The sequence below is a fragment of the Priestia sp. FSL W8-0001 genome (assembly GCF_038050335.1).
Lineage (GTDB): Bacteria > Bacillota > Bacilli > Bacillales > Bacillaceae_H > Priestia > Priestia flexa.
Window position 1 is genome coordinate 1,964,164 of record NZ_JBBPAL010000001.1, and the last position, 20,406, is coordinate 1,984,569.

At 39.2% G+C, this 20,406-nt stretch carries 20 protein-coding genes and 1 pseudogene; 18 read left to right on the forward strand and 3 right to left on the reverse strand.

The window, feature by feature from the left end; genetic code table 11:
* Positions 1-74: 74 nt before the first annotated feature.
* Both MKZ18_RS10365 and MKZ18_RS10370 read right to left on the reverse strand, forming a co-directional pair.
* On the reverse strand, positions 75-353 hold the full coding sequence (locus MKZ18_RS10365; RefSeq protein ID WP_061784631.1) for a hypothetical protein: 279 nt from the start codon (positions 351-353) through the stop codon (positions 75-77).
* A 171-nt stretch (positions 354-524) separates the two neighbouring features.
* Positions 525-863: a hypothetical protein gene (locus MKZ18_RS10370; protein WP_025911084.1), complete on the reverse strand. Its 339-nt coding sequence runs from the start codon at positions 861-863 to the stop codon at positions 525-527.
* A 285-nt stretch (positions 864-1,148) separates the two neighbouring features.
* On the opposite strand from MKZ18_RS10370, the gene MKZ18_RS10375 reads away from it, so the two are divergent.
* From MKZ18_RS10375 to MKZ18_RS10395, 5 genes are all read left to right on the forward strand, one after another.
* On the forward strand, positions 1,149-2,267 hold the full coding sequence (locus MKZ18_RS10375) for a GAF domain-containing sensor histidine kinase (RefSeq protein ID WP_340842531.1): 1,119 nt from the start codon (positions 1,149-1,151) through the stop codon (positions 2,265-2,267).
* Between the two features lie 12 nt (positions 2,268-2,279).
* Positions 2,280-2,915 (forward strand): response regulator, encoded by a 636-nt coding sequence (locus MKZ18_RS10380; protein ID WP_061784629.1) that lies wholly within the window; start codon positions 2,280-2,282, stop codon positions 2,913-2,915.
* A 128-nt stretch (positions 2,916-3,043) separates the two neighbouring features.
* Complete coding sequence (locus tag MKZ18_RS10385; protein ID WP_144593769.1) at positions 3,044-6,244, forward strand: DEAD/DEAH box helicase; 3,201 nt, start codon at positions 3,044-3,046, stop codon at positions 6,242-6,244.
* 21 nt (positions 6,245-6,265) lie between these two features.
* Positions 6,266-6,916 carry an MtnX-like HAD-IB family phosphatase gene (locus MKZ18_RS10390; protein WP_061784627.1) on the forward strand — a complete coding sequence of 217 codons (651 nt, stop codon included), beginning with the start codon at positions 6,266-6,268 and terminating at the stop codon, positions 6,914-6,916.
* A 28-nt stretch (positions 6,917-6,944) separates the two neighbouring features.
* The gene (locus tag MKZ18_RS10395) at positions 6,945-7,316 is read left to right on the forward strand and encodes a GNAT family N-acetyltransferase (RefSeq protein ID WP_061784626.1); all 372 of its coding nucleotides are present in this window, start codon (positions 6,945-6,947) and stop codon (positions 7,314-7,316) included.
* Positions 7,317-7,355: 39 nt separating this feature from the next.
* On the opposite strand, the gene MKZ18_RS10400 is transcribed toward MKZ18_RS10395, so the two are convergent.
* Entirely contained in the window at positions 7,356-8,204 is an 849-nt protein-coding gene (locus tag MKZ18_RS10400; protein WP_163071279.1) for a C40 family peptidase, read from the reverse strand.
* Between the two features lie 256 nt (positions 8,205-8,460).
* Between MKZ18_RS10400 and MKZ18_RS10405 the strand changes: the two genes are divergently transcribed.
* The 13 genes and pseudogenes from MKZ18_RS10405 (at position 8,461) to MKZ18_RS10465 (ending at position 20,402) form a co-directional block, all read left to right on the forward strand.
* On the forward strand, positions 8,461-9,225 hold the full coding sequence (locus MKZ18_RS10405; protein WP_138117009.1) for a LamB/YcsF family protein: 765 nt from the start codon (positions 8,461-8,463) through the stop codon (positions 9,223-9,225).
* A gap of 18 nt (positions 9,226-9,243) precedes the next feature.
* Positions 9,244-10,474, forward strand: a pseudogene (locus MKZ18_RS10410) (NRAMP family divalent metal transporter).
* A gap of 56 nt (positions 10,475-10,530) precedes the next feature.
* Positions 10,531-11,316, forward strand: coding sequence for a putative hydro-lyase (locus MKZ18_RS10415; RefSeq protein WP_061784622.1), 786 nt, complete (start codon positions 10,531-10,533; stop codon positions 11,314-11,316).
* A 14-nt stretch (positions 11,317-11,330) separates the two neighbouring features.
* Positions 11,331-12,080 carry a 5-oxoprolinase subunit PxpB gene (gene pxpB / locus MKZ18_RS10420; RefSeq protein ID WP_239428739.1) on the forward strand — a complete coding sequence of 250 codons (750 nt, stop codon included), beginning with the start codon at positions 11,331-11,333 and terminating at the stop codon, positions 12,078-12,080.
* Positions 12,081-12,082: 2 nt separating this feature from the next.
* Entirely contained in the window at positions 12,083-13,066 is a 984-nt protein-coding gene (locus tag MKZ18_RS10425) for a 5-oxoprolinase subunit C family protein (protein WP_138117007.1), read from the forward strand.
* A gap of 21 nt (positions 13,067-13,087) precedes the next feature.
* A complete protein-coding gene (accB, locus tag MKZ18_RS10430) occupies positions 13,088-13,525 on the forward strand; it encodes an acetyl-CoA carboxylase biotin carboxyl carrier protein (protein ID WP_144593766.1) in 438 nt (145 codons plus the stop codon).
* 21 nt (positions 13,526-13,546) lie between these two features.
* The gene (accC, locus tag MKZ18_RS10435; RefSeq protein ID WP_144593765.1) at positions 13,547-14,914 is read left to right on the forward strand and encodes an acetyl-CoA carboxylase biotin carboxylase subunit; all 1,368 of its coding nucleotides are present in this window, start codon (positions 13,547-13,549) and stop codon (positions 14,912-14,914) included.
* Between the two features lie 156 nt (positions 14,915-15,070).
* The gene (locus MKZ18_RS10440; RefSeq protein WP_025911067.1) at positions 15,071-15,850 is read left to right on the forward strand and encodes an IclR family transcriptional regulator; all 780 of its coding nucleotides are present in this window, start codon (positions 15,071-15,073) and stop codon (positions 15,848-15,850) included.
* 24 nt (positions 15,851-15,874) lie between these two features.
* Positions 15,875-16,690: a uroporphyrinogen-III synthase gene (locus MKZ18_RS10445; RefSeq protein ID WP_144593764.1), complete on the forward strand. Its 816-nt coding sequence runs from the start codon at positions 15,875-15,877 to the stop codon at positions 16,688-16,690.
* A 204-nt stretch (positions 16,691-16,894) separates the two neighbouring features.
* Positions 16,895-18,220 (forward strand): C40 family peptidase, encoded by a 1,326-nt coding sequence (locus MKZ18_RS10450; protein ID WP_061784616.1) that lies wholly within the window; start codon positions 16,895-16,897, stop codon positions 18,218-18,220.
* A 59-nt stretch (positions 18,221-18,279) separates the two neighbouring features.
* Complete coding sequence (gene mug, locus MKZ18_RS10455) at positions 18,280-18,828, forward strand: G/U mismatch-specific DNA glycosylase (RefSeq protein ID WP_341344540.1); 549 nt, start codon at positions 18,280-18,282, stop codon at positions 18,826-18,828.
* On the forward strand, positions 18,825-19,703 hold the full coding sequence (locus MKZ18_RS10460; protein ID WP_025911061.1) for a carbon-nitrogen hydrolase family protein: 879 nt from the start codon (positions 18,825-18,827) through the stop codon (positions 19,701-19,703). Before mug ends, MKZ18_RS10460 begins: the two co-directional genes overlap by 4 nt.
* Before the next feature lie 12 nt (positions 19,704-19,715).
* Positions 19,716-20,402 carry a GNAT family N-acetyltransferase gene (locus MKZ18_RS10465; RefSeq protein ID WP_025911060.1) on the forward strand — a complete coding sequence of 229 codons (687 nt, stop codon included), beginning with the start codon at positions 19,716-19,718 and terminating at the stop codon, positions 20,400-20,402.
* The last annotated feature ends 4 nt before the right edge of the window (positions 20,403-20,406 follow it).

A 20,406-nucleotide genomic window follows, 5' to 3' on the forward strand; every position in this document is an offset into this window, starting at 1 on the left:
ACAAAAGCCCTCTAGCTCATTTACTAGATAAAATGAATAAGCTAGAGGGCTTTTTCATGTAACATTCCTTGTCATTAATCATTTAACACTTGCAGTTCTTTTTGATAGCTTAAATAAGTTTGGACTTTGTGAATAGCAGAAGAGTAATCTTTAATTAGATAATGAATCGAGGTAATAACACTATCAGGATACGCGTCAAGGTTTTGGAGTAATAATAAACGTTGATATCTCATTAATTGTTTTTCAAAATAATGCAGTACTTGTTCAGGGGTTTTGACAACTAGTAATTTCATGTATTCGTGAACCTGCTTTTCAAGAAAAAAATAGCGGTCTACAAAAAACATAACCTTCATCTTATCAGCCTCCTTTAAATTATAAGTCAGTATGTCATACGCTGAAGATTTTACATGATAGACGATTTTCAATCACAACCTTTTATCTTCCAGCTGAGGAAAAAGGAACGATTGTTAAATAGCAAAAAGAAATCCTCGGTTGAAGGATTTCTCTTCGCAAACAACCTATTACTACGCACTCATATTCGAAATAGAGGACTGCTGATATTTCGCAATCTTACATTTTATATATGTAGGTGTTTCACCAAATAAATTTGCCACAAACAAAACCGCACCGTAACGAGTTTTTGCATTTGAGATTTCACGATTCACAAGATATTCGTACACGGCCGCTTCCAGATTGTCTATAAATAAAAGAACATGACGCTTTTCGAAGAGAAGTTGATACATTTCAATAATAAGCTCTGATCGCTTTGAGAATTTTTCTTCTAATTGCGTTAAGCGATATGTTGTCAGAGGCACTTCGCATTGGATAATGTATTTTAATTCTTCTAAAAACAATTTATTCATGACGGTCACATCCCTATCCTTTTAATAAATTCATTTTAGCACTAACAATCTATTTTTGGAAGCGTTTTCAATAATATTTTTTTATGAAATAAATCATCAATTTCTGACATTTTTTTGCGATTTCTTGTATTAATTGTAGTATAGTTTGAATGAAAATCGAACGCTAGCGAATTGTTAAAGAATCTAACAAACTATTTTTATATTTTTCAAAAAACGAGCGATAGTTGGAATGAACTACCATTACTTTATGATAAAATAGCTATATAACTAAGTTAGGTGATGAAGATGACAAAAAAACAATTGAATGAACTAAAGATATTAAAGGATATTGCAGAAATCCTAAATGAAAGTACAGACGTAAAGCAAATGCTTCAAGATACCCTGGTTCAATTGCTTAAAGCAACTCAATTACATACGGGGTGGATTTTTTTAATTGACGAGTGTAGAGATTATGAACTCATGGCTGCTCATAATCTACCGGACGCGTTAACGAATCATCAAATTCAACCTATGCGTAACGGCAGCTGTTGGTGTGTTAGCCGCTATTGTAATGGTAAATTAACAAAAGCGACAAATACAATGGAATGCAAAAGGCTGGATGAAGCTACAGTTCACGATTGGGGAGAAACAAATAACATCACTCATCATGCAACCGTTCCTCTTTATTCAGGAAAAGAACAGTTTGGCATATTGAACGTTGCGGCACCAGGAAAACAGTATTTTGATCAACAAGAGCTTGATATATTAGGTGCTGTTGCGCTCCAAATTGGAACGGCTATTAAACGGTTAGACTTAACAAAAAAAGAACAAGAAATGCGACTAAGAGATGAAAGAAATCGCTTAGCACAAGACCTTCACGATTCTGTTAATCAGCTTTTATTCTCAATTCAGCTCACGGCTAAAGCAGGAACAAAAACTGGCCATGAGGCGTCCAAGGATATGTTTGAAATAATTCAACAAACGGCTAGTCAAGCGCAAGCTGAGATGAAAGCGCTGATTTTACAGCTTCGTCCAGATGGATTACAGCAAGGGCTTGTTTGTGCATTAACAAGCTATGGTGAAATGATTGGTTTAAACGTAAACGCAATTCGAGAAGGAACGGCTTTTCTACCAGCTTCTGTGGAAGAAATGCTGTTTAGAGCTGGGCAGGAGGCCTTGAATAACTGCCGAAAGCATGCCGATGTACACGATGTAAATCTTTTTCTATCAATCCAAAAAGAAAAGGTTACTATGACAGTTAGCGACAAAGGAATGGGTTTTTGCTATGAAGAGTATGAGTCGGCAATGCTTCCTACAATTGGTTTAAGAGCAATGAAGCAACGAGTCGAAAAGCAATCCGGTACATTCCATGTAACTAGTAAACTAGGAGAAGGAACAACGATTCAAATTGTTGTTCCGTTTTAAGGAGAGAGAAAGATGAGCATACGTATTTTAATTGCAGATGACCACCATGTTGTTCGCAAAGGGTTAGCGTTATTTTTACAAACCCAGCCCGATATAGAAATTGTGGGCGAAGCGTCAAACGGCCAGGAAGCCGTTCGAAAAGTGAAAGAACTACAGCCTGACCTTGTCGTGATGGATTTATCAATGCCAGAGCTTGATGGCATTCAGGCTACTAAACAAATTAAGCAAGAGCAGCCAAATGTGAAAGTACTGATTCTAACGAGCTTTTCAGATCAAGATCACGTAATACCGGCATTAGAAGCAGGGGCGGAAAGTTACCAGTTAAAAGAAAGTGACCCTGATGAGCTGATAGTGGGAATTCGAAATGTAATAAACGGTCAATACCAGTTAAGTCCCAAGATAACAGCTCATTTATTAAATAAATTAACCCAACCTGTTAAAAAAGAGCCTTTATTGTTAGATTTATTAACAAAGCGAGAGCGTGAAGTGTTAAAAGAAATTTCTTCAGGGAAAAGTAATAAAGAAATTGCAGCTGCTTTACATATAACAGAAAAGACGGTTAAAACGCATGTCTCAAACATTCTATCAAAGCTTCAGGTTCAAGATCGCACCCAAGCTGCTCTATATGCTGTAGAGCATCATGTTTAAAAATGTGCTCGGTAGTACCGAATGGATGTACATGATATAATAGAGAGATTAAACAAATCATGCTCAAGATTACTTGAGCATGATTTGTTTTATGAGGAAAAAATTTAGCGATAGGAAGATTTAAAAAGATGCGAATGTTAAATGAAGCGTATTTAAAAGATGCATATTCAAGTCGAACCTACTATAGAGGTCATACATATTATCAACAACAGCGAGTAACAGACTTAGAATACAATGAACAAACGAAAACATGGATAGGGTTTGTTGAAGGAACGGAATCATATACGGTTATGATTCAAATGAAAGAACAAGGTTACGCTTCTTCTTGTGAATGCCTAGCTTATCATGAGTTTGGTGAATGTAAGCATGAGGTAGCGGTTCTTTTAGCCATTTGTGAACAACAAGCAACAAAAACTGACGTTGCATCAACATCTCGCCGGAAAAGCTATGAACACCAGCGCGTCAATTCTTTTATTCAATCCTTCGCAGATTTTCATCAATCAGTTATTGAAAGTGATAACAGGGATGAGAAAGAACAATTATCGGTTGAATATATTTGTAAGTCGCATTCAGAACGCTTTTCTAGAGACGGAGAGCTCTACTTAACAATTGAGGTAAAGGTAGGGGTTGAGCGTACCTATGTTGTGAAGAATTTACGGTCTTTTTTAGATGATGTAGCTGAGGATGAACCGCATGAATTCACCAAGCGGTTTTCATATGATCCGGTTGTACATTATTTTAAGAAAGAAGATGAAGTCGTTCTTAACCTTTTACAGCAAATTGTCGAAAGCGAACGCTTTTATAAACAAACCTATGCTTCTCCGAGGCGAACCGTTACTAACAAAGATCTTGTTATCCCGACGTCTGTAGCAAAATCACTCTTACACGCACTTCAAGGAAGAGACTGGACTTTTGTTCATGAAGATGAGACGTATAGAGATGTGTTACTGAAAAAAGAAGGCCTTCCATTTTCTTTTTTTATTGATGAAAATCAAGCCAAAGAGTTTCAAATTAATTTTCGGGACCTAGATGAAGCTTCTTTTTTTAATCGTTATCATTGGATTTTTGCGAGTGGTCATTTTTATGAGCTCACGAAGAAGCAGCGGAAGCTTGTAGAAGGATTACTGGAAAACATGCCGGTTCAGCCGGTTCTATCAGTTGATGATGAACAGATGGGAACGTTTTTATCACAAGTAGTACCTGGCCTACGCAAAGTAGGAGAAGTCAAAATTTCACAAGCAGTAGAAAATCAAGTTATGTCTCCGCCATTACAGGCAAAGCTGTGGGTAGAGAAAGAAAGCGAACAGCTTCTTGTGACGCTTGAATATCACTACGGTGATTTTATGATTAATCCCTTTCACAATACCGATGAAAAACCTAAGTTTATTCTGGTACGAGATATGGAAAAAGAAGCAATTATTATGGATATTATTGAACATGCACCCATTAATATTTATAAAAACCAGCTTTACCTTCAGCAAGATGAAGAAGCGTTGTTTGAATTCTTATTTCGTATTCTTCCTCAACTTGAAGAACTTGTAGACATCCGTATAAGTGAAGAAGCAAAGCAAGAAACCCTCTATGATGCTTCAAATTTGATCACAAGCATTGATTTAAAACAGCAAAACAATCTATTAGAAATCAACTTTGACTTGGCTGGAATTGATGAAAAAACGGTGCAAGAAGTTCTTAGGTCTGTCCTTGAAAAGAAAAAATATTATCGTTTAAACAATGGAGCATTTCTTTCTCTTGAGCAAGATGGATTTCAGAGGATTCAGGACTTGTTTACAGAGCTAAATGTGAAAAAAGAAGAGTTAGAAGAGAATCGCCTTCACGTTCCGCTATATAAAGGAATGCAAGTTGAAGAAATTCTTGGTCAATCACAGGAGGCTAAAGGTCGATTAAGCGAAGCGTTTCAAACGCTTGTTAAACGTATCGGAGCACCCGATCAAAGTAATTGGCGTATACCTTCGGGGCTGCATGCAGAGCTTCGAGACTATCAGTATACGGGATTTCGGTGGTTTAAATCTTTATCAACCTATTCATTAGGCGGTATACTGGCTGATGATATGGGGCTTGGAAAGACGCTTCAAACCATTGCTTATTTACTTTCAGAAAAAGAACAAGACGCTGTATTGCATCCATCTTTAATTGTTGTACCAGCTTCTTTAGTTTACAACTGGAAGAATGAATTTGAGAAATTCGCGCCTTCTTTAAAGGTGCACACGATTGCTGGAACTCCAAAAGAGAGAAGCGATTTGCTTCAAGAGAACGCAGATGTTTTTATTACGTCTTACCCAACGCTTAGACAGGATATGTCGTTGTATAAAGAAAGAGAGTTTCATGCTCTAATTTTAGATGAAGCTCAAACGATTAAAAACTATGCTACGAAAGCGGCAGCAGCGGTACGGGCAATATCTGCTCCAAAGCGATTTGCATTAAGCGGTACACCGATAGAGAACTCACTTGAAGAGCTATGGTCTATTTTTCAAACGATATTACCTGGATTGTTACCAAGTCAGCAAGGGTTTAAAAAGATGACCTCAGAGCGGATTAGCAAATTAGTGCGCCCGTTTATTCTCCGTCGCGTGAAAAAGGACGTTCTAAAAGAACTTCCTGATAAAATTGAAACAACGCAGCGCTCAGAGCTGTCAAAAGAACAAAAAGAGCTGTACGTTGGATATTTAGAGCAATTAAAAAGCTCGTTAACTACAGAAGATTTTCAGCGAAACCGTATGAAGATTTTAGCTGGCTTAACGCGTTTACGTCAAATTTGCTGTCATCCAGCTCTCTTTATTGAAAACTACGAAGCTGAGTCCAGCAAGTTGGAACAGCTACTTGAAACCGTTCATCAAGCATTAGCTAACGGAAAGCGGATGCTAATTTTTTCACAGTTCACGAGCATGCTTCATATCATTAGAGAAAAGCTTGCAGAACAGAACATTTCCTTTTTCTATTTGGATGGCCAAACAGATGGAAAAGACCGAGTAGAGATGGCCAACCGTTTTAATAAAGGCGAACATGATATTTTTCTAATCTCGTTAAAAGCTGGTGGGACAGGGCTGAATTTAACGGGTGCAGATACCGTAATTCTATATGATTTATGGTGGAACCCAGCGGTTGAAGAACAGGCTGCCGGACGAGCCCATCGCCTTGGTCAAAAGAATGTTGTACAAGTAATTCGCTTAATTGCGCAAGGAACGATTGAAGAAAAAATCTATGAGATGCAGCAGAAGAAAAGAGAGTTGATTAGCCAGGTAATTCAACCGGGTGAAACGATGCTAACAAGTCTATCGGAAGAGGAACTGCGAGAACTTTTAGAGATGTAGCTCACATGAAAGGAAGATAAAATGAAACGCTTTGCTTTTGTATCAGATTTTGATGGTACCATTTCACAAAAGGATTTTTATTGGATTGTGATTGAAAAACATTTTCCTGAAGGTAGAAAGCTATATAAAGAATGGAAGTCAGGTAAGCTGAAGGACATTGACTTTTTGTCAACTGTCTTCAGCTCAATTAACCAAACAGAGGACGTCATTTTACAAGACATTGATGGAATTGAAATTGATCCTGGAGTTCCTGCTTTTATTCAAGAAGTACAAAAAAGAGGCGGAGATTTTTATGTTTTAAGCGCAGGTTCAGATTACTATATTCGACCTCTTCTGAAGAAGCATGGTGTAGAGAATGTGGAAGTACTTTCAAATACCGGTGTGTTCCATGAAAAAAATGTTCACTTGCAAATTGATCCTAAGCACTGGAGCTATTCTGAGCGTTACGGAATTGATAAATCGTTAGTTATTCAGGATTTCAAGAAAAAATATGAGCAGGTCTATTTTGCCGGTGATAGTGAACCAGACTCACACCCAGCGGCTTGCGCAGACATCACGTTTGCAAAAGCTGCTCTTCAAGATTTGTTAGATGAAAAGAACGTTCCGCACGTAAAAGTAGCGTCCTTTCAAGAAATTACATCTTATTTTAATCAACAACATTTGTGGAACTAAGCATATATACGAAAGGAAAGTTAACAGCATGATTACATTTGAAACAGTCGTAGCAGATACACATTATATCGTTGAAGAAATGTTAAAATCGACGAAGACGAAAAACATAAAGTCAGTTGGTGAGCAGCTGCTAATTAAGTTAGAGGACACGTATATTGGCTATGTGCATACTGAAACCGTTAAGAATATTTGTCACATTCATACTTTTGTGATTCATAAAGATTATCAGGGGTATAGTTTTGGAACGCAAGCTTATCTCTTATTTGAAGAGAAGTGTCATGGGGATCAAATAAAGCTAAACGTCTCTGAAGACAAAAGGTACAATCAGTTTTGGGAACGACTAGGGTTTGCAGTAGCTGATAGCAATCCAACCACTTTTGTCAAAATGATCTTGTCATAAAAGACCACCTTCAAGCTTGAAGGCGGTCTTTTTTTATGATTAGCGCATTCTTTTGGCACCAGCGTATTTATCTTGCCAATAATCATCCGTTAAATAATCAATGGTGACGCCTTCTTTATGTTTAGCATGTATCATACGGTTTTTACCAATGTAAACACCTGCGTGCGAAATTCCGCTGCGGTATGTATCTTCAAAAAAGACAACGTCTCCGACTTGTAGGTCTTCTTTTTTAACGTATGTACCAAAGTTCCACTGTTGATCCGTAGAACGTGGGAGCGCTACGTTATATGCTTCTTTGAATACATATTGAATAAAGCCCGAACAATCAAAACCAACTTCTGGACGTTCTTCTCCAAATTGATACGAAACGCCTAGCTGCTCTCGACTCTCCGAGACAATTTTATAGTCTGGAAATGAAAAGGTAGAGGCACTGAGTCTTTTCGCTTTGATAAAATGTTCATTCCAAAATGAACTATCTTTGAAACTTTCTTTAACCACTTCACCTTTTGAAGTAGAAGGGAAAATCATCTCTCCATCTCCAATATAGATTGCAGCGCTTGTAATGGTAGATGAGCTTGTAGAGAAGAATAACAGATCTCCGGTTGTTAAATCACTTTTATTCACTTCTGTTCCTAACTCACCTTGCCCTTCTAACGTGCGCGGCATATCTACATTTAAAGCTGTTTCTACTACATAGTAAATGAACCCTGAGCTATCGAAACCTTCTGATTTTGTTTCACCACCGCTTACATAGTCGATTCCTGATAATTCAGCAGCCGTCTTCACCACTTTAGTAGTATCCATTTCCGCTGCTTTGAACTCAGTAGGGGTGGTCCAAAGTAAGCTGATACCTACAATAGATGCAGCAATTAGTTGATGTTTTTTCATTTTCTTCCTCCTATCCATTTGTAAAAAAGACTACCTTTTGAATTATGACTTAGAAAACCTTGGATTTCGAGATTCTTTTTTCCTGTAGTGAAATACCTATCTAGAAACCTTTCAATTAATAGAATTGACCTAATATGTTAAATGTTCTGACAACTATCTTGTGTATCAGACATTTAAATGATAAAATCAATTTAACCGAAAAACGGAATTTAAGTTCCATTTTTCGGTACAACAAGATAGATAAGGGGATGAAGAAATGAAACGAATTGACGTGAACTGTGATTTAGGTGAAAGTTATGGCGTTTATAAGATTGGAAATGATAGAGAGATTTTAAAGTTTGTTTCTTCGGCTAATATCGCGTGTGGCTTTCATGCTGGAGATCCAACCGTCATGCGAGAAACCGTAAAACTTGCCTTGCATCATGATGTAGCTATTGGCGCTCATCCTGGTTTGCAGGATTTACGCGGGTTTGGACGTCGGAATATTCAAATTAGTCCTAGTGAAGCGTATGATTTAGTCGTATATCAAATTGGTGCACTCTACGGATTTGTAAAGGCGGAAGGAGGTACTATGCAGCATGTAAAGCCACACGGTGCTCTCTATAATATGGCGGCGAAAGATGCTGCATTATCAAAAGCAATTGCTGAAGCCGTATATGCAGTAAATCCAGAACTTATTTTATTCGGCTTATCTGGAAGTGAACTCATAAAAGCAGGAAAAGAAATAGGGCTTCAAACAGCAAATGAAGTATTTGCTGATCGTACATATCAAGAAGATGGTTCTTTAACTCTTCGAACAATGAAAGGTGCTTTAATCGAAGAAGATGAAGTAGCAATTAATCAAGTTATTGGAATGATTGAGCAAAAAGAAGTGCAGTCTCAACAAGGAACAACAGTGCCGATTCAAGCAGATACAGTTTGCATTCATGGAGACGGAACACATGCCTTGCAGTTTGCTCATGCACTTAACACAGCCTTTAAGCAAGCAGATATTACACGCGTCGCCGTATCATGCCGCTAATTGAGAGGAGAATTAATTATGGAGCCGATAAAACAATCAAAAAAACAGCAACTGTCGCCAGTACCTAAGCTTAACTGGACGCTCATGATGGGGGCCGCCTTCTTAATGGCCACGTCTGCTATTGGTCCTGGGTTTCTAACTCAAACTACTGTTTTTACTCAAACGTTAGCAGCTAGTTTTGGATTTGTTATTTTAGTATCAATTATTTTAGATATCTTTGCACAAACCAACGTTTGGCGAATTATCGCTGTATCCGAAAAAAGAGGACAAGATATTGCGAACATGGTGTTGCCAGGCCTCGGTTATGTCATCGCTGGGCTAATTGTTATGGGTGGCCTTGCTTTTAACGTAGGAAACATTGCAGGAGCTGGATTAGGATTAAATGCCTTGTTTGGTATCGCACCTGAATACGGTGCAATTGTAAGTGCAATCATTGCAGTGGCAATCTTTTTAATTAAAGAAGCTGGAAAGGCCATGGATCGTTTCACACAGTACGCAGGCTTTGTCATGATTGGTTTAATGTTTTTTGTAGCGTTTAAAACGGCACCTCCTGTTGGAGAAGCTGTAGTAAAAAACAGTAATGCCGGATACGATTGATATTGTTGCTATTGTCACGTTAGTGGGTGGAACGGTAGGTGGCTATATTACGTTTGCTGGAGGTCACCGACTATTAGATGCAGGAATAAAAGGTGTTGATGCACTACCACAAGTGACAAAGAGTTCTGTTGTAGGAATTTTAATCACGTCTGTTATGCGTATTGCGCTCTTTTTAGCAGTTCTTGGCGTTGTATCACAAGGGCTTCAAATAGATGCAAGCAATCCACCCGCTTCAGTCTTTCAGCTAGCGGCAGGAAATATTGGCTATAAAATTTTCGGAGTTGTTATGTGGTCAGCTGCAATTACGTCTGTTATTGGAGCTGCTTACACATCCGTATCGTTCATTCGTACATTTAGCAAACGCTTAGAGCAGCATCATAAATGGGTAATTATCAGCTTCATTATTGTGTCAACACTATGTTTTGTAGTCATTGGAAAGCCAGTTAAAGTATTGCTGTTAGTTGGTGCAATAAATGGATTGATTTTACCAATTGCTCTTGGAACGCTCTTAGTTGCTGCTTACCGAAAAGATATTGTAGGAGATTATAAACATCCTCTTTGGTTAACGATCTCGGGTAGCCTTGTGGTTATCGTGATGGCGTTAATGGGGGGATATACATTAATTGATCAACTGCCTTTATTATTTAAATAACTGAGCTGGAGGTGGATTATTTTATTCACCTCCGTATCGTTGAAAGGAGACCAAATATGAGTTACGCAACTGAAACACCTGAAAAAATTCGTAAGCTTATTCGTGAAATGAAAATTACTGGACCAACAGCAGGGATGGCGAATGGATACGCCCAAGCAAATCTAGCAATCTTAAAACAAGAACATGCGTATGACTTTTTACTATTTTGTCAGCGTAACCCAAAGTCGTGTCCATTATTAGACGTAACAGAGGTTGGATCACCGTATTTAACCGTTGCAAAAGGAGCAGATATTCGTACAGATTTACCTAAGTACCGCGTATATCGAGAAGGTGTATTAACGGAAGAAATAACGGATATTACATCGCTTTGGGAAGAAGATATGGTAGGTTTCTTGATTGGTTGCAGCTTTACGTTTGAAGACGCCTTGTTAAATAATGGTATACCTATCCGACACATTGAGGAGAAATGTAATGTCCCGATGTACAAAACCAATATTGAATGTAAATCAGCTGGCTTATTTAAAGGCGTAACGGTTGTAAGTATGCGTCCTATGCCTTCTCGAGACGTACCTCGCGCGGTGCAGGTTACCTCGCGCTTTCCTTCCGTTCATGGAAGTCCTCTTCATATTGGTAGTCCAAAAGAAATCGGTATCCAACAAATTGATCATCCTGATTTTGGTGATGCAGTGACCATTCACGAAGGTGAAGTGCCTGTTTTTTGGGCCTGTGGAGTTACTCCACAAGCTGTTGCGATGGAGGTTAAACCGTCTATTATGATTACGCATGCTCCAGGGCACATGCTCATTACGGATATACGTGATGATGAGCTTGGAATTTTATAAACGAGGTGAAAGACGTGATTAAAGCAGTAGATAACAAGAAAACAATCGCAGAGCTGACCCCACTTGGAGATTCGGCTGTGGTTGTAACATTTGGTTCAGAAATGAGCATTAGTACTCATAAACAAATCATGGCGCTTATGAATATGCTTGAAGATACACCGTTTGAAGGGTTTGTCGAGAGTGTCCCTGCATTTACAAACCTAACGATTTTTTACGACCCGCTTATTGTCTATCAAACATATCAAGGCAAAGATTCATCTTTAATATCTCCTTTTAAAATTGTTTCAGCTCTAGTAGAGAAAAAGCTTGCTAGTTTAACGCACCATAAAAATCAACCATCTCATACTGTAGAAATTCCGGTTTGCTACGGTGGCGAATATGGACCCGATTTACAAGATGTAGCGAAGATCAATGGCTTGACGTCTGATGAAGTTATATCCATCCACTCAAGTGGTGAATACCTCGTATATATGGTTGGATTTGCGCCTGGATTTCCATTCTTAGGCGGTATGTCAGAGAAAATCAAGGCACCGAGAAGGTCGTCTCCTCGCGCCAGCATTCCAAAAGGGTCTGTTGGGATTGCTGGAATGCAAACAGGCGTTTATCCCATCTCTACGCCTGGAGGATGGCAGCTGATTGGTCAAACGCCAAAGCCTTTATTTTTACCAGAGCAAAATCCACCTAGCTTACTTGAAGCAGGTAATATCGTCAAATTCATCCCTATTACAGAGCATGAATTTTTAAAATTTACAAAGGAGAGATAAGCATGAGCATAAAGGTCTTAAAGCCAGGTTTACTCACGACTATACAAGACTTAGGACGAACTGGCTTCCAAAAACACGGTGTCTTAGTGAGCGGAGCTATGGATACGTATTCTTTGCGCGTAGCAAATCTATTAGTTGCGAACGATGAAAAAGAGGCTTGCTTAGAAATGACTTTAATGGGTCCAACAATTGAATTTGAAAAGGATTGTGTAATCGCTATCACTGGAGGTGATTTAGCACCGAGCATTAACAATGAACCCGTTCATATGTGGAAACCAATCTACGTGTCAAAAGGAAGTACCCTTCAATTTGGACCATGTAAAAAAGGGTGTCGAGCTTATTTGGCAGTAAAGGGTGGTTTTTTACTATCTCCTGTTATGAATAGTAAAAGTACCTATTTACGCGGCGAGTTAGGTGGTTTCAAAGGGCGCGCTTTACAGGCAAACGATGTAATTAAATTCACGGGTTCTCAACATCAGCATGTAAAGTTGGCAAGCCGTGTATATATGCCAAACTGGTACGTGAATTTTCACGAACGCTTACCGTTTGAAAAAAAGCCGATTATCCGTGTAATAAAAGGTAGTCAATTTGAATTGTTTACTAAAGAAAGTCAACAAGCCTTTAGTGAACAAGCCTTTAAAGTTAGTACTCAATCAGATCGCATGGGTTATCGAATTGCTGGTCCTGAAATGGTACTTACTGAAAAAGTAGAGTTGCTATCAGAAGCCGTAACGAATGGATCTATTCAAGTACCGCCAGACGGAAATCCAATCATTCTATTAGCAGATCGACAAACCACGGGTGGCTATCCAAAAATGGCTCAGGTTATCACGGCTGACTTACCAGTTCTAGCTCAGGTGAAGCCTGGAGAAAGCATTTATTTTCAATATATTACCCTAGAAGAAGCTGAACAAATTTATTTAGAAAACGAAAAAACTATGAAGCAGTTAGCGTGTTCAATTGCACTTTATCAAAAAGAAGCTTAAAAAACGAAAGGGGAGAAAAGGATGATTAATACTGCAGAATTAAAAGAGGTTATAGCTTTAATGAATGAAGGTGGCATTCAAAAGCTACATGTGGAACACGATGGAACAGTGATTGTTCTTGATAAAACACTAACGGAAGAAGCAACAAAAGTGTTAACGCCTAGTAAAAACAATGAGGTAGAACTCACACCTCCATTAAAAAATGAGGAGCCATCAAAAGCGGTCTGCGAAGTACGTTCTCCTATGGTCGGAACCTTCTACTCCTCTCCTGAACAAGGAGCTTCACCTTTTGTATCGGAAGGTGATAGAGTTCGTGCTAATGATATCGTCTGTATTGTAGAAGCAATGAAGCTTTTTAATGAGGTAGAAGCGGGAATTGAAGGAGAAATTATAGAGGTTCTTGTGAAAGACGGCGATATTGTTGAATACGACCAACCTCTATTTTTAATCAAACAATAAGCGCTAATAAGGAGTGAGACGATGTTTAAAAAAGTGTTGATTGCTAACAGAGGAGAAATTGCTGTTCGTGTGATTCGTGCATGTAAGGAACTTGGCATCAAAACCGTAGCTGTGTATTCTACTGGAGACCGCGATGCACTTCATGTACAGATGGCTGATGAAGCATACTGCATCGGTGGGAAAAGTCCTAAAGATAGCTACTTAAATAGTAAAAGCATCATCAGCGCAGCGGACGTGTCACATGCAGATGCGATTCATCCTGGGTATGGTTTTTTATCTGAAAGTGCACAGTTTGCAGATGCTTGTCTAGAGTATGGGATAACGTTTATTGGTCCTTCATCTCAGGCTATCTTAGATATGGGAGCTAAAGCAAAAGCTCGTGATACCATGAAGCGAGCAAACGTACCAATTGTACCAGGAAGCGACGGTTTAATTAAAAGTAGTACAGAAGCTACTGCGATTGCAAAAGAAATTGGCTACCCTGTCATTGTAAAGGCATCCGCTGGTGGAGGCGGTAAAGGAATGCGCACGGCTTTTAATGAAGAAGAGCTTCACAAAGCAGTTCGTCAAGCTCAGCAAGAAGCGGAAAAAGCGTTTGGAGACAAAGGCGTGTACTTGGAAAAGTTTATTGAAGACCCGCGTCATGTTGAAATTCAAATTTTAGCGGACAAGCATGGACACGTTGTTCACTTAGGAGAACGAGACTGCTCCATCCAAAGGCGTCATCAAAAGCTTATCGAAGAGTCACCGTCACCAGCGCTTAGCGAAAAGCTCCGGGATGAGATGGGAGATGCTGCTGTGAAAGCTGCAAAAGCAGTGAACTACTATGGTGTAGGTACGGTTGAATTTTTACTGGATAAATACGGTGCGTTTTATTTTATGGAAATGAATACGCGTATTCAAGTTGAGCACCCAGTAACAGAGTTAGTAACAGGGGTAGATTTGATTAAAGAGCAAGTTTTAGCAGCAGCAGGTTATCCGCTATCCTTCACGCAAGAAGACACTATTTTTTCTGGATGCGCAATTGAGTGTCGCATAAATGCGGAAGATCCTTGGCGTGATTTTATGCCTTCACCGGGAACAGTAACAGAGTACATTCCACCTGGAGGGTTTGGGGTACGCATAGATAGCGCAGTATATGCAGGCTATACAATTCCACCTTTTTATGATTCGATGATTGCTAAAGTGATTGTTTACGGAAAAAATCGTACGGAAGCTATTCAGCGCATGAAGCGTGCACTCAGCGAATTTTATATTAAAGGAGTGCACACAACCATACCGTTTCACTTATCCCTTCTAGAACATGAGAAATTTTTAGAAGGAGATTTTACAACGAAGTTTTTAGAAATATATGAGATTCAGCCAGAGCAGGTAGCAACAACTTTATAAGTAATAACAGAAGGCGCCTTTATACAGGGTGCTTTCTTTATTTTTATGTCTAATTAAAGGCGAAAAAACATCCTAAAATAAGGTACTTTCCGCTAGTTTGTTGTATAATAAAACAAAGATTGTGAAAATATGTTCAAATTAAAGGAGAGCGTGAGTATGCAGGATAAAAATAAAACGGTTGTGAAATCGATGAGCATTCTAACGCTGTTCATTGATCACCCTCGCCTTACATTCAATGAGTTAATGAATAAGACAAATATCCCTAAAACATCGCTGCACCGAATGCTTGGATCCTTAGAAGAAATGGGTTTTTTAACGAAAGATCCATATGGCCACTATGAGCTTGGGCTTCTTTTTTTGCAGTTTGGTCAACTTGTAGCCGATCGACTAGATGTTAGAGGGCTTGCGCTGCCGATTATGCAAGCGCTTCGCGATGAAGTAGAAGAAGCCGTTAATCTGATCGTTCGCGATGGAGATGAAGCGATGTATATTGAAAAGATTGAAGCCGTGCACCCCGTACGTCTTTATACATCGATTGGACGAAAATCGCCGCTTTATGCTGGTGCTTGTTCTCGCATTATTTTATCTTTTTTATCATCTGAAGAGCAGCAGCGCTATTTAGAGGTAACCGATTTAAAACCAATAGGCATAGGCACAATTACCGACAAAGAAAAATTAAATGAAGAGCTTCATAAAGCACGTGTAAACGGCTATACAATTAGCCATTCTGAGCTTGAAGATTATACAACAGCTGTTTCAGCTCCAATCTTTAACCATAAAGGAGAAATTGTAGCGGGAATTAGCGTTGCAGGAATTGATGCACATTTTCATGAAGAAAGAATGCCATTTTTAATTAAAAAAGTAACAACGGCAGCAGCGGAGATTTCAGTGAAATTAGGATATATTCCTCAACACACATCTCCATTTGCGCAGTAATTTACATAAACGGAGGAGTTTACAATGAGACGATTAGAAGGAAAACGAGTCGCCCTTGCTGGTCAGCGAAAAGTAGAGGACATTAAAAAAATCGTAGAAAACTTAGGTGGGACGGCTCTTATTCGACCGGCACAAGGAACAATTTTTTTAGATGACACTCATCTTGAAGAAGACGTAAAAGATCTTGTTCAAGGTACGTACGACTGGTTTATTTTCACTACGGGTATTGGTACAGAAATCTTATACAATACCGCTGATAAAATGGGGCTAGCTTCTGAATTCCTAGCGGCATTAAAGAACGCTAAAATCGGGGCTCGTGGCTATAAAACCATTAATATGCTAAAAAAGCTAGGCGTTACACCAACGGTTCGCGATGATGATGGCAGTACAGCTGGTCTGGTGCGAGAGTTAAAGAGTCACTCATTTGATGGATGTAAAGTTGCGCTTCAGCTTCATGGAGATCCTGCGCCTGCATTAATGACCTTTTTAAATGATCAAAACGCCAAGGCCAAAGATATTCTTCCTTATAAGCACATTCCTCCTCAAACTGACGTGATGGAGCAACTGTTAGATGAAATACTAACTAGGAAGGTAGACGCAGTCAACTTTACAAGCGCTCCTCAGCCTCGTAACCTTTTTTCCTTTGCGCGCGAAAAAGGAAAAGAACAAGAGGTTTTAGAAGCATTTGAGACAGACGTTGTGGCGTTATCAGTTGGAAAAGTAACGGCTGCTGCGTTAAATGATCAAGGCGTGAAGCGCGTGGTAGTTCCGCTTCAGGAACGAATGGGGAGCGCGATTGTAGCTCTAGAGCAATACTATCAGCAAACTATAGAGAAGTAATCAGGAAAATAGTACGCGTTTGCGTGCTATTTTTTTCTTCTATTTCACTAAGTCTTCCAATTATGAAATGAAATTGTAATATTTCATATAAATACATCGTGGTATAATTTTCGTAGTAAAAGACTATTTTTAGCTATTTTTCGACAATAATAGTTCGATATATACATAGAGGATTAGACAGATGAAGTAATGGAGGAATTTAAAGTGAATAAAAAAGCTATTTTTGCCAATGCAGCGGTTGTTTTAGGACTATCAAGCGTGTTTTCAACTGAAGCATTTGCCTCAACGATAAATGAAATGGAAAACCAAAAAACGACGATTCAACAAGAGCGTGAAGAACTACAAGGGAAAATTTCAAGCGCAAATGAAGAAAAGAAGCGTTTAGAAAAAGAACAAAGCAGCTTATCAGCTCAGTTGGAGCGTTTAAAATTAGCAGCTAAGGAAAACGAAAAGAAAGTAACGGATACAGAAGACAGCATTAAGCAGACAACTGAAAAAATAGACATCCTTCAAAAAGACATCGATACGCTAAATGAAAAGCTAGAAGAGCGCAATCAAGTTTTGGCTCAGCGTGCAAAAGCACTTCAAGAAGCTGGAGGCAGCGTTGATTATGTTCAAGTGCTTCTTGGTTCACAAAGCTTTTCGGATTTCGTTGACCGCTCGGTAGCTGTGTCAACAATCATTAGCGCAGACCGTGATATTCTAAAAGAAACTAAAGAGATGCAAGATGAAGTAGCACAGAAACAGTCTTCTGTAAAAGGTAAACTAAAAGATCTTGAAGCGATGAAAGAAGAGCTAAAGGGTATTAATGAATATTTAGCGGAGCAAAAAGCGGAGCAAGAAACCCTTGCTGCTCAGTTAAATGAAAAAAAATCAGAAAATGCACAGCAAGTAGCATCTTTAACGGAACAAGAAACAGATTTATCAACGCAAGAACAAACGTTAACAGACAGCATTGCAGCTAAAAAACAAAGAGAGCAAGAACAAAAAGAAGCAGCTGAAAAAGCTGAGCAGCAGGTAGCTACAGCTTCAGGTCAATCTATTGCTGAAAAAGCAGCTCCTGCTCAAGACAATGAAAGTACGAAAGCTACATCAAAAGCTACTGTTGAAGCACCAGCGGCTAAATCAGCTCCTGCTGCATCTCATTCTAATGTCGCAACGGTTGGGAATAAATGGATTGGTAATTCTGCATACGTATTTGGTGGAGGTCGTACCCAAGCGGATATCAACCGCGGATTCTTTGATTGCTCATCGTTTGTACACTGGGCATATTCACAAGTCGGCGTTGAGCTAGGACCTCGCGGCTATGTAAGCACTGAAACATTAAAGCATGCTGGTACACAAATTTCCGCTTCACAAATGCAGCCAGGCGACCTTGTCTTTTTTAACACATATAAAACAGATGGACATGTTGGCATTTATGTAGGAAATGGAAAATTCATTGGTGCTCAAAGTAAAGGCGTCGGCATTGCTGATATGACGCAAGGCTATTGGAAGAAAAAATTTAACGGACGCGTTGTTCGTATTTAACGTATAATTTTCTAAAAAATCATTCATACTAGATGGATGATTTTTTTAGGAGGTACGGCATGGATTTGGTACAAGATTGCATTAAGAAAGACTTAAGAATTCTATTTGTCGGTTTTAATCCAAGTATTCGATCAAGTGAAACAGGCTATCACTTTGCACATCCTCGCAATCGATTTTGGAGTATTTTATACAAGTCCGGATTAACACCACGACTTTATAAGCCTGAAGAGGATGTAGATTTACTAGATCTTGGTTATGGTCTTACGAATATTGTAGATCGTCCTACAAAAGCGGCAGCGGAAATTACGAAAGAAGAATATGAAGAAGGACGAAAGCAGCTCGCTCATAAAATTCGTACTTATCAACCAAAAGTCGTTTGCTTCGTCGGAAAAGGTGTCTACGAACAATACAGCAAACGCAGAAACGTTCCTTGGGGAATTCAAGAGGTTTCGGTTATTGAAGGGACAATTGACTTCGTGGCTCCTTCCTCAAGCGGCTTAGTGCGAATGAAAATAGACGATATTGTGGCCATTTACCGAGAGCTAGCAGATCTTTTTTTACTAAAAGAAAAAAATAGACAAATAAGTTTGGAAAGGAGGAACCTATGAAACTTCGAGTATCAGCGGTTCAATATCATCTTCATACAATTCAATCCTTTGAGGAATTTGCTCATCAAGTTGAGCACTATGTCAAAACAGCAGAAGAATTTGGAGCAGAGTTTGTCATGTTCCCAGAATTCTTTACAACACAGTTAATGTCGATTGGTAACCACCAAGGACAAGCATTAACAATTCAGGATTTACCGGACTTTACCGAGCAGTATCGTTCTTTATTTATGAGCTTAGCCATTAAAATGAACATTCATATTATTGCAGGTACACACGTAATAAAAAGAGAAGGGCGTTTGTATAACGTAGCGCACCTTTTTTATCCAGATGGACGTATAGGTGAGCAAGCGAAGCTTCATATGACGCCAACGGAGCTACATGAGTGGGACATGACGCCTGGAGAAAACCTGCAGGTGTTTGAGACAACCAAAGGGAAAATTGCGATGCTTACGTGCTATGACATTGAATTCCCTGAGATTGTACGCATGGCAAAAGCAAAAGGTGCAGACGTAATATTCTGCCCGTCATGTACAGATGATCGTCATGGGTTTCACCGCGTACGCTATACGAGCCATGCAAGAGCAATTGAAAATCAAGTTTATGTAGTAAACTCGGGGACAGTAGGTTCACTCCCTACCGTCGATTTTATGCGCGCCAACTTTGGTCAAGCTGCAATCATTACCCCAAACGATGTTCCGTTTCCACCTAAAGGATTAATGGCTGAAGGTGAAATCAACCAAGATATGATTGTCACAGCTGATCTAGACTTGGAATTACTCTATAAAGTTCGAGAAAGCGGATCGGTAACAACGTGGCGTGATCGTCGTACAGATTTATATACCGATTGGGAAAAAGAAGAGGTCTTGATTCGATAAGGAGTGATGAATGTGTACCGAAGAGAGTTTTTTGTGTTTGACGAAAAAAAGCCTGTTCCCGCCATCATTCGAAATTATCACCAAGCTGATTTTCAAGATTTAATTGCTATTCAGCAAGAATGTTTTCCACCTCCGTTTCCGTCTGATTTATGGTGGAATATCGAGCAGCTTACCAATCACGTTACGCTATTCCCAGAGGGAGCATTGTGTATAGAAGTAAACGGTAAAGTAGTAGGAAGCATGACGGGATTATTAGTTCAGTTTGACCCTAAATCACCAAATCATACGTGGGCGGACGTTACGGATAGCGGTTATATTCGTAATCATGACCCAAACGGGAATTCATTATATGTTGTAGATATTAGTGTAGCCCCTGCTTACCGTAAGTTAGGGTTAGGGAAATGGATGATGACTGCCATGTACGATGTCGTCATTCATCTGAAACTAGACCGGCTAATAGGTGGAGGGAGGATGCCTGCTTACCACCTATATCAGGATAAGCTAACGCCAGAGCAATATATCCAAGAAATTTCAAAAGGTACCATTCAAGATCCTGTTATTACATTTTTGCTGCGCTGTGGTCGAACACCGCTTAAAGTGATAGAGAACTATTTAGAAGATGAAGAGTCTTGTAACTACGGAACGCTAATGGAATGGAAAAACCCATTTTTAGTACAAAAAAGCATCTCAGCTAAATGAGATG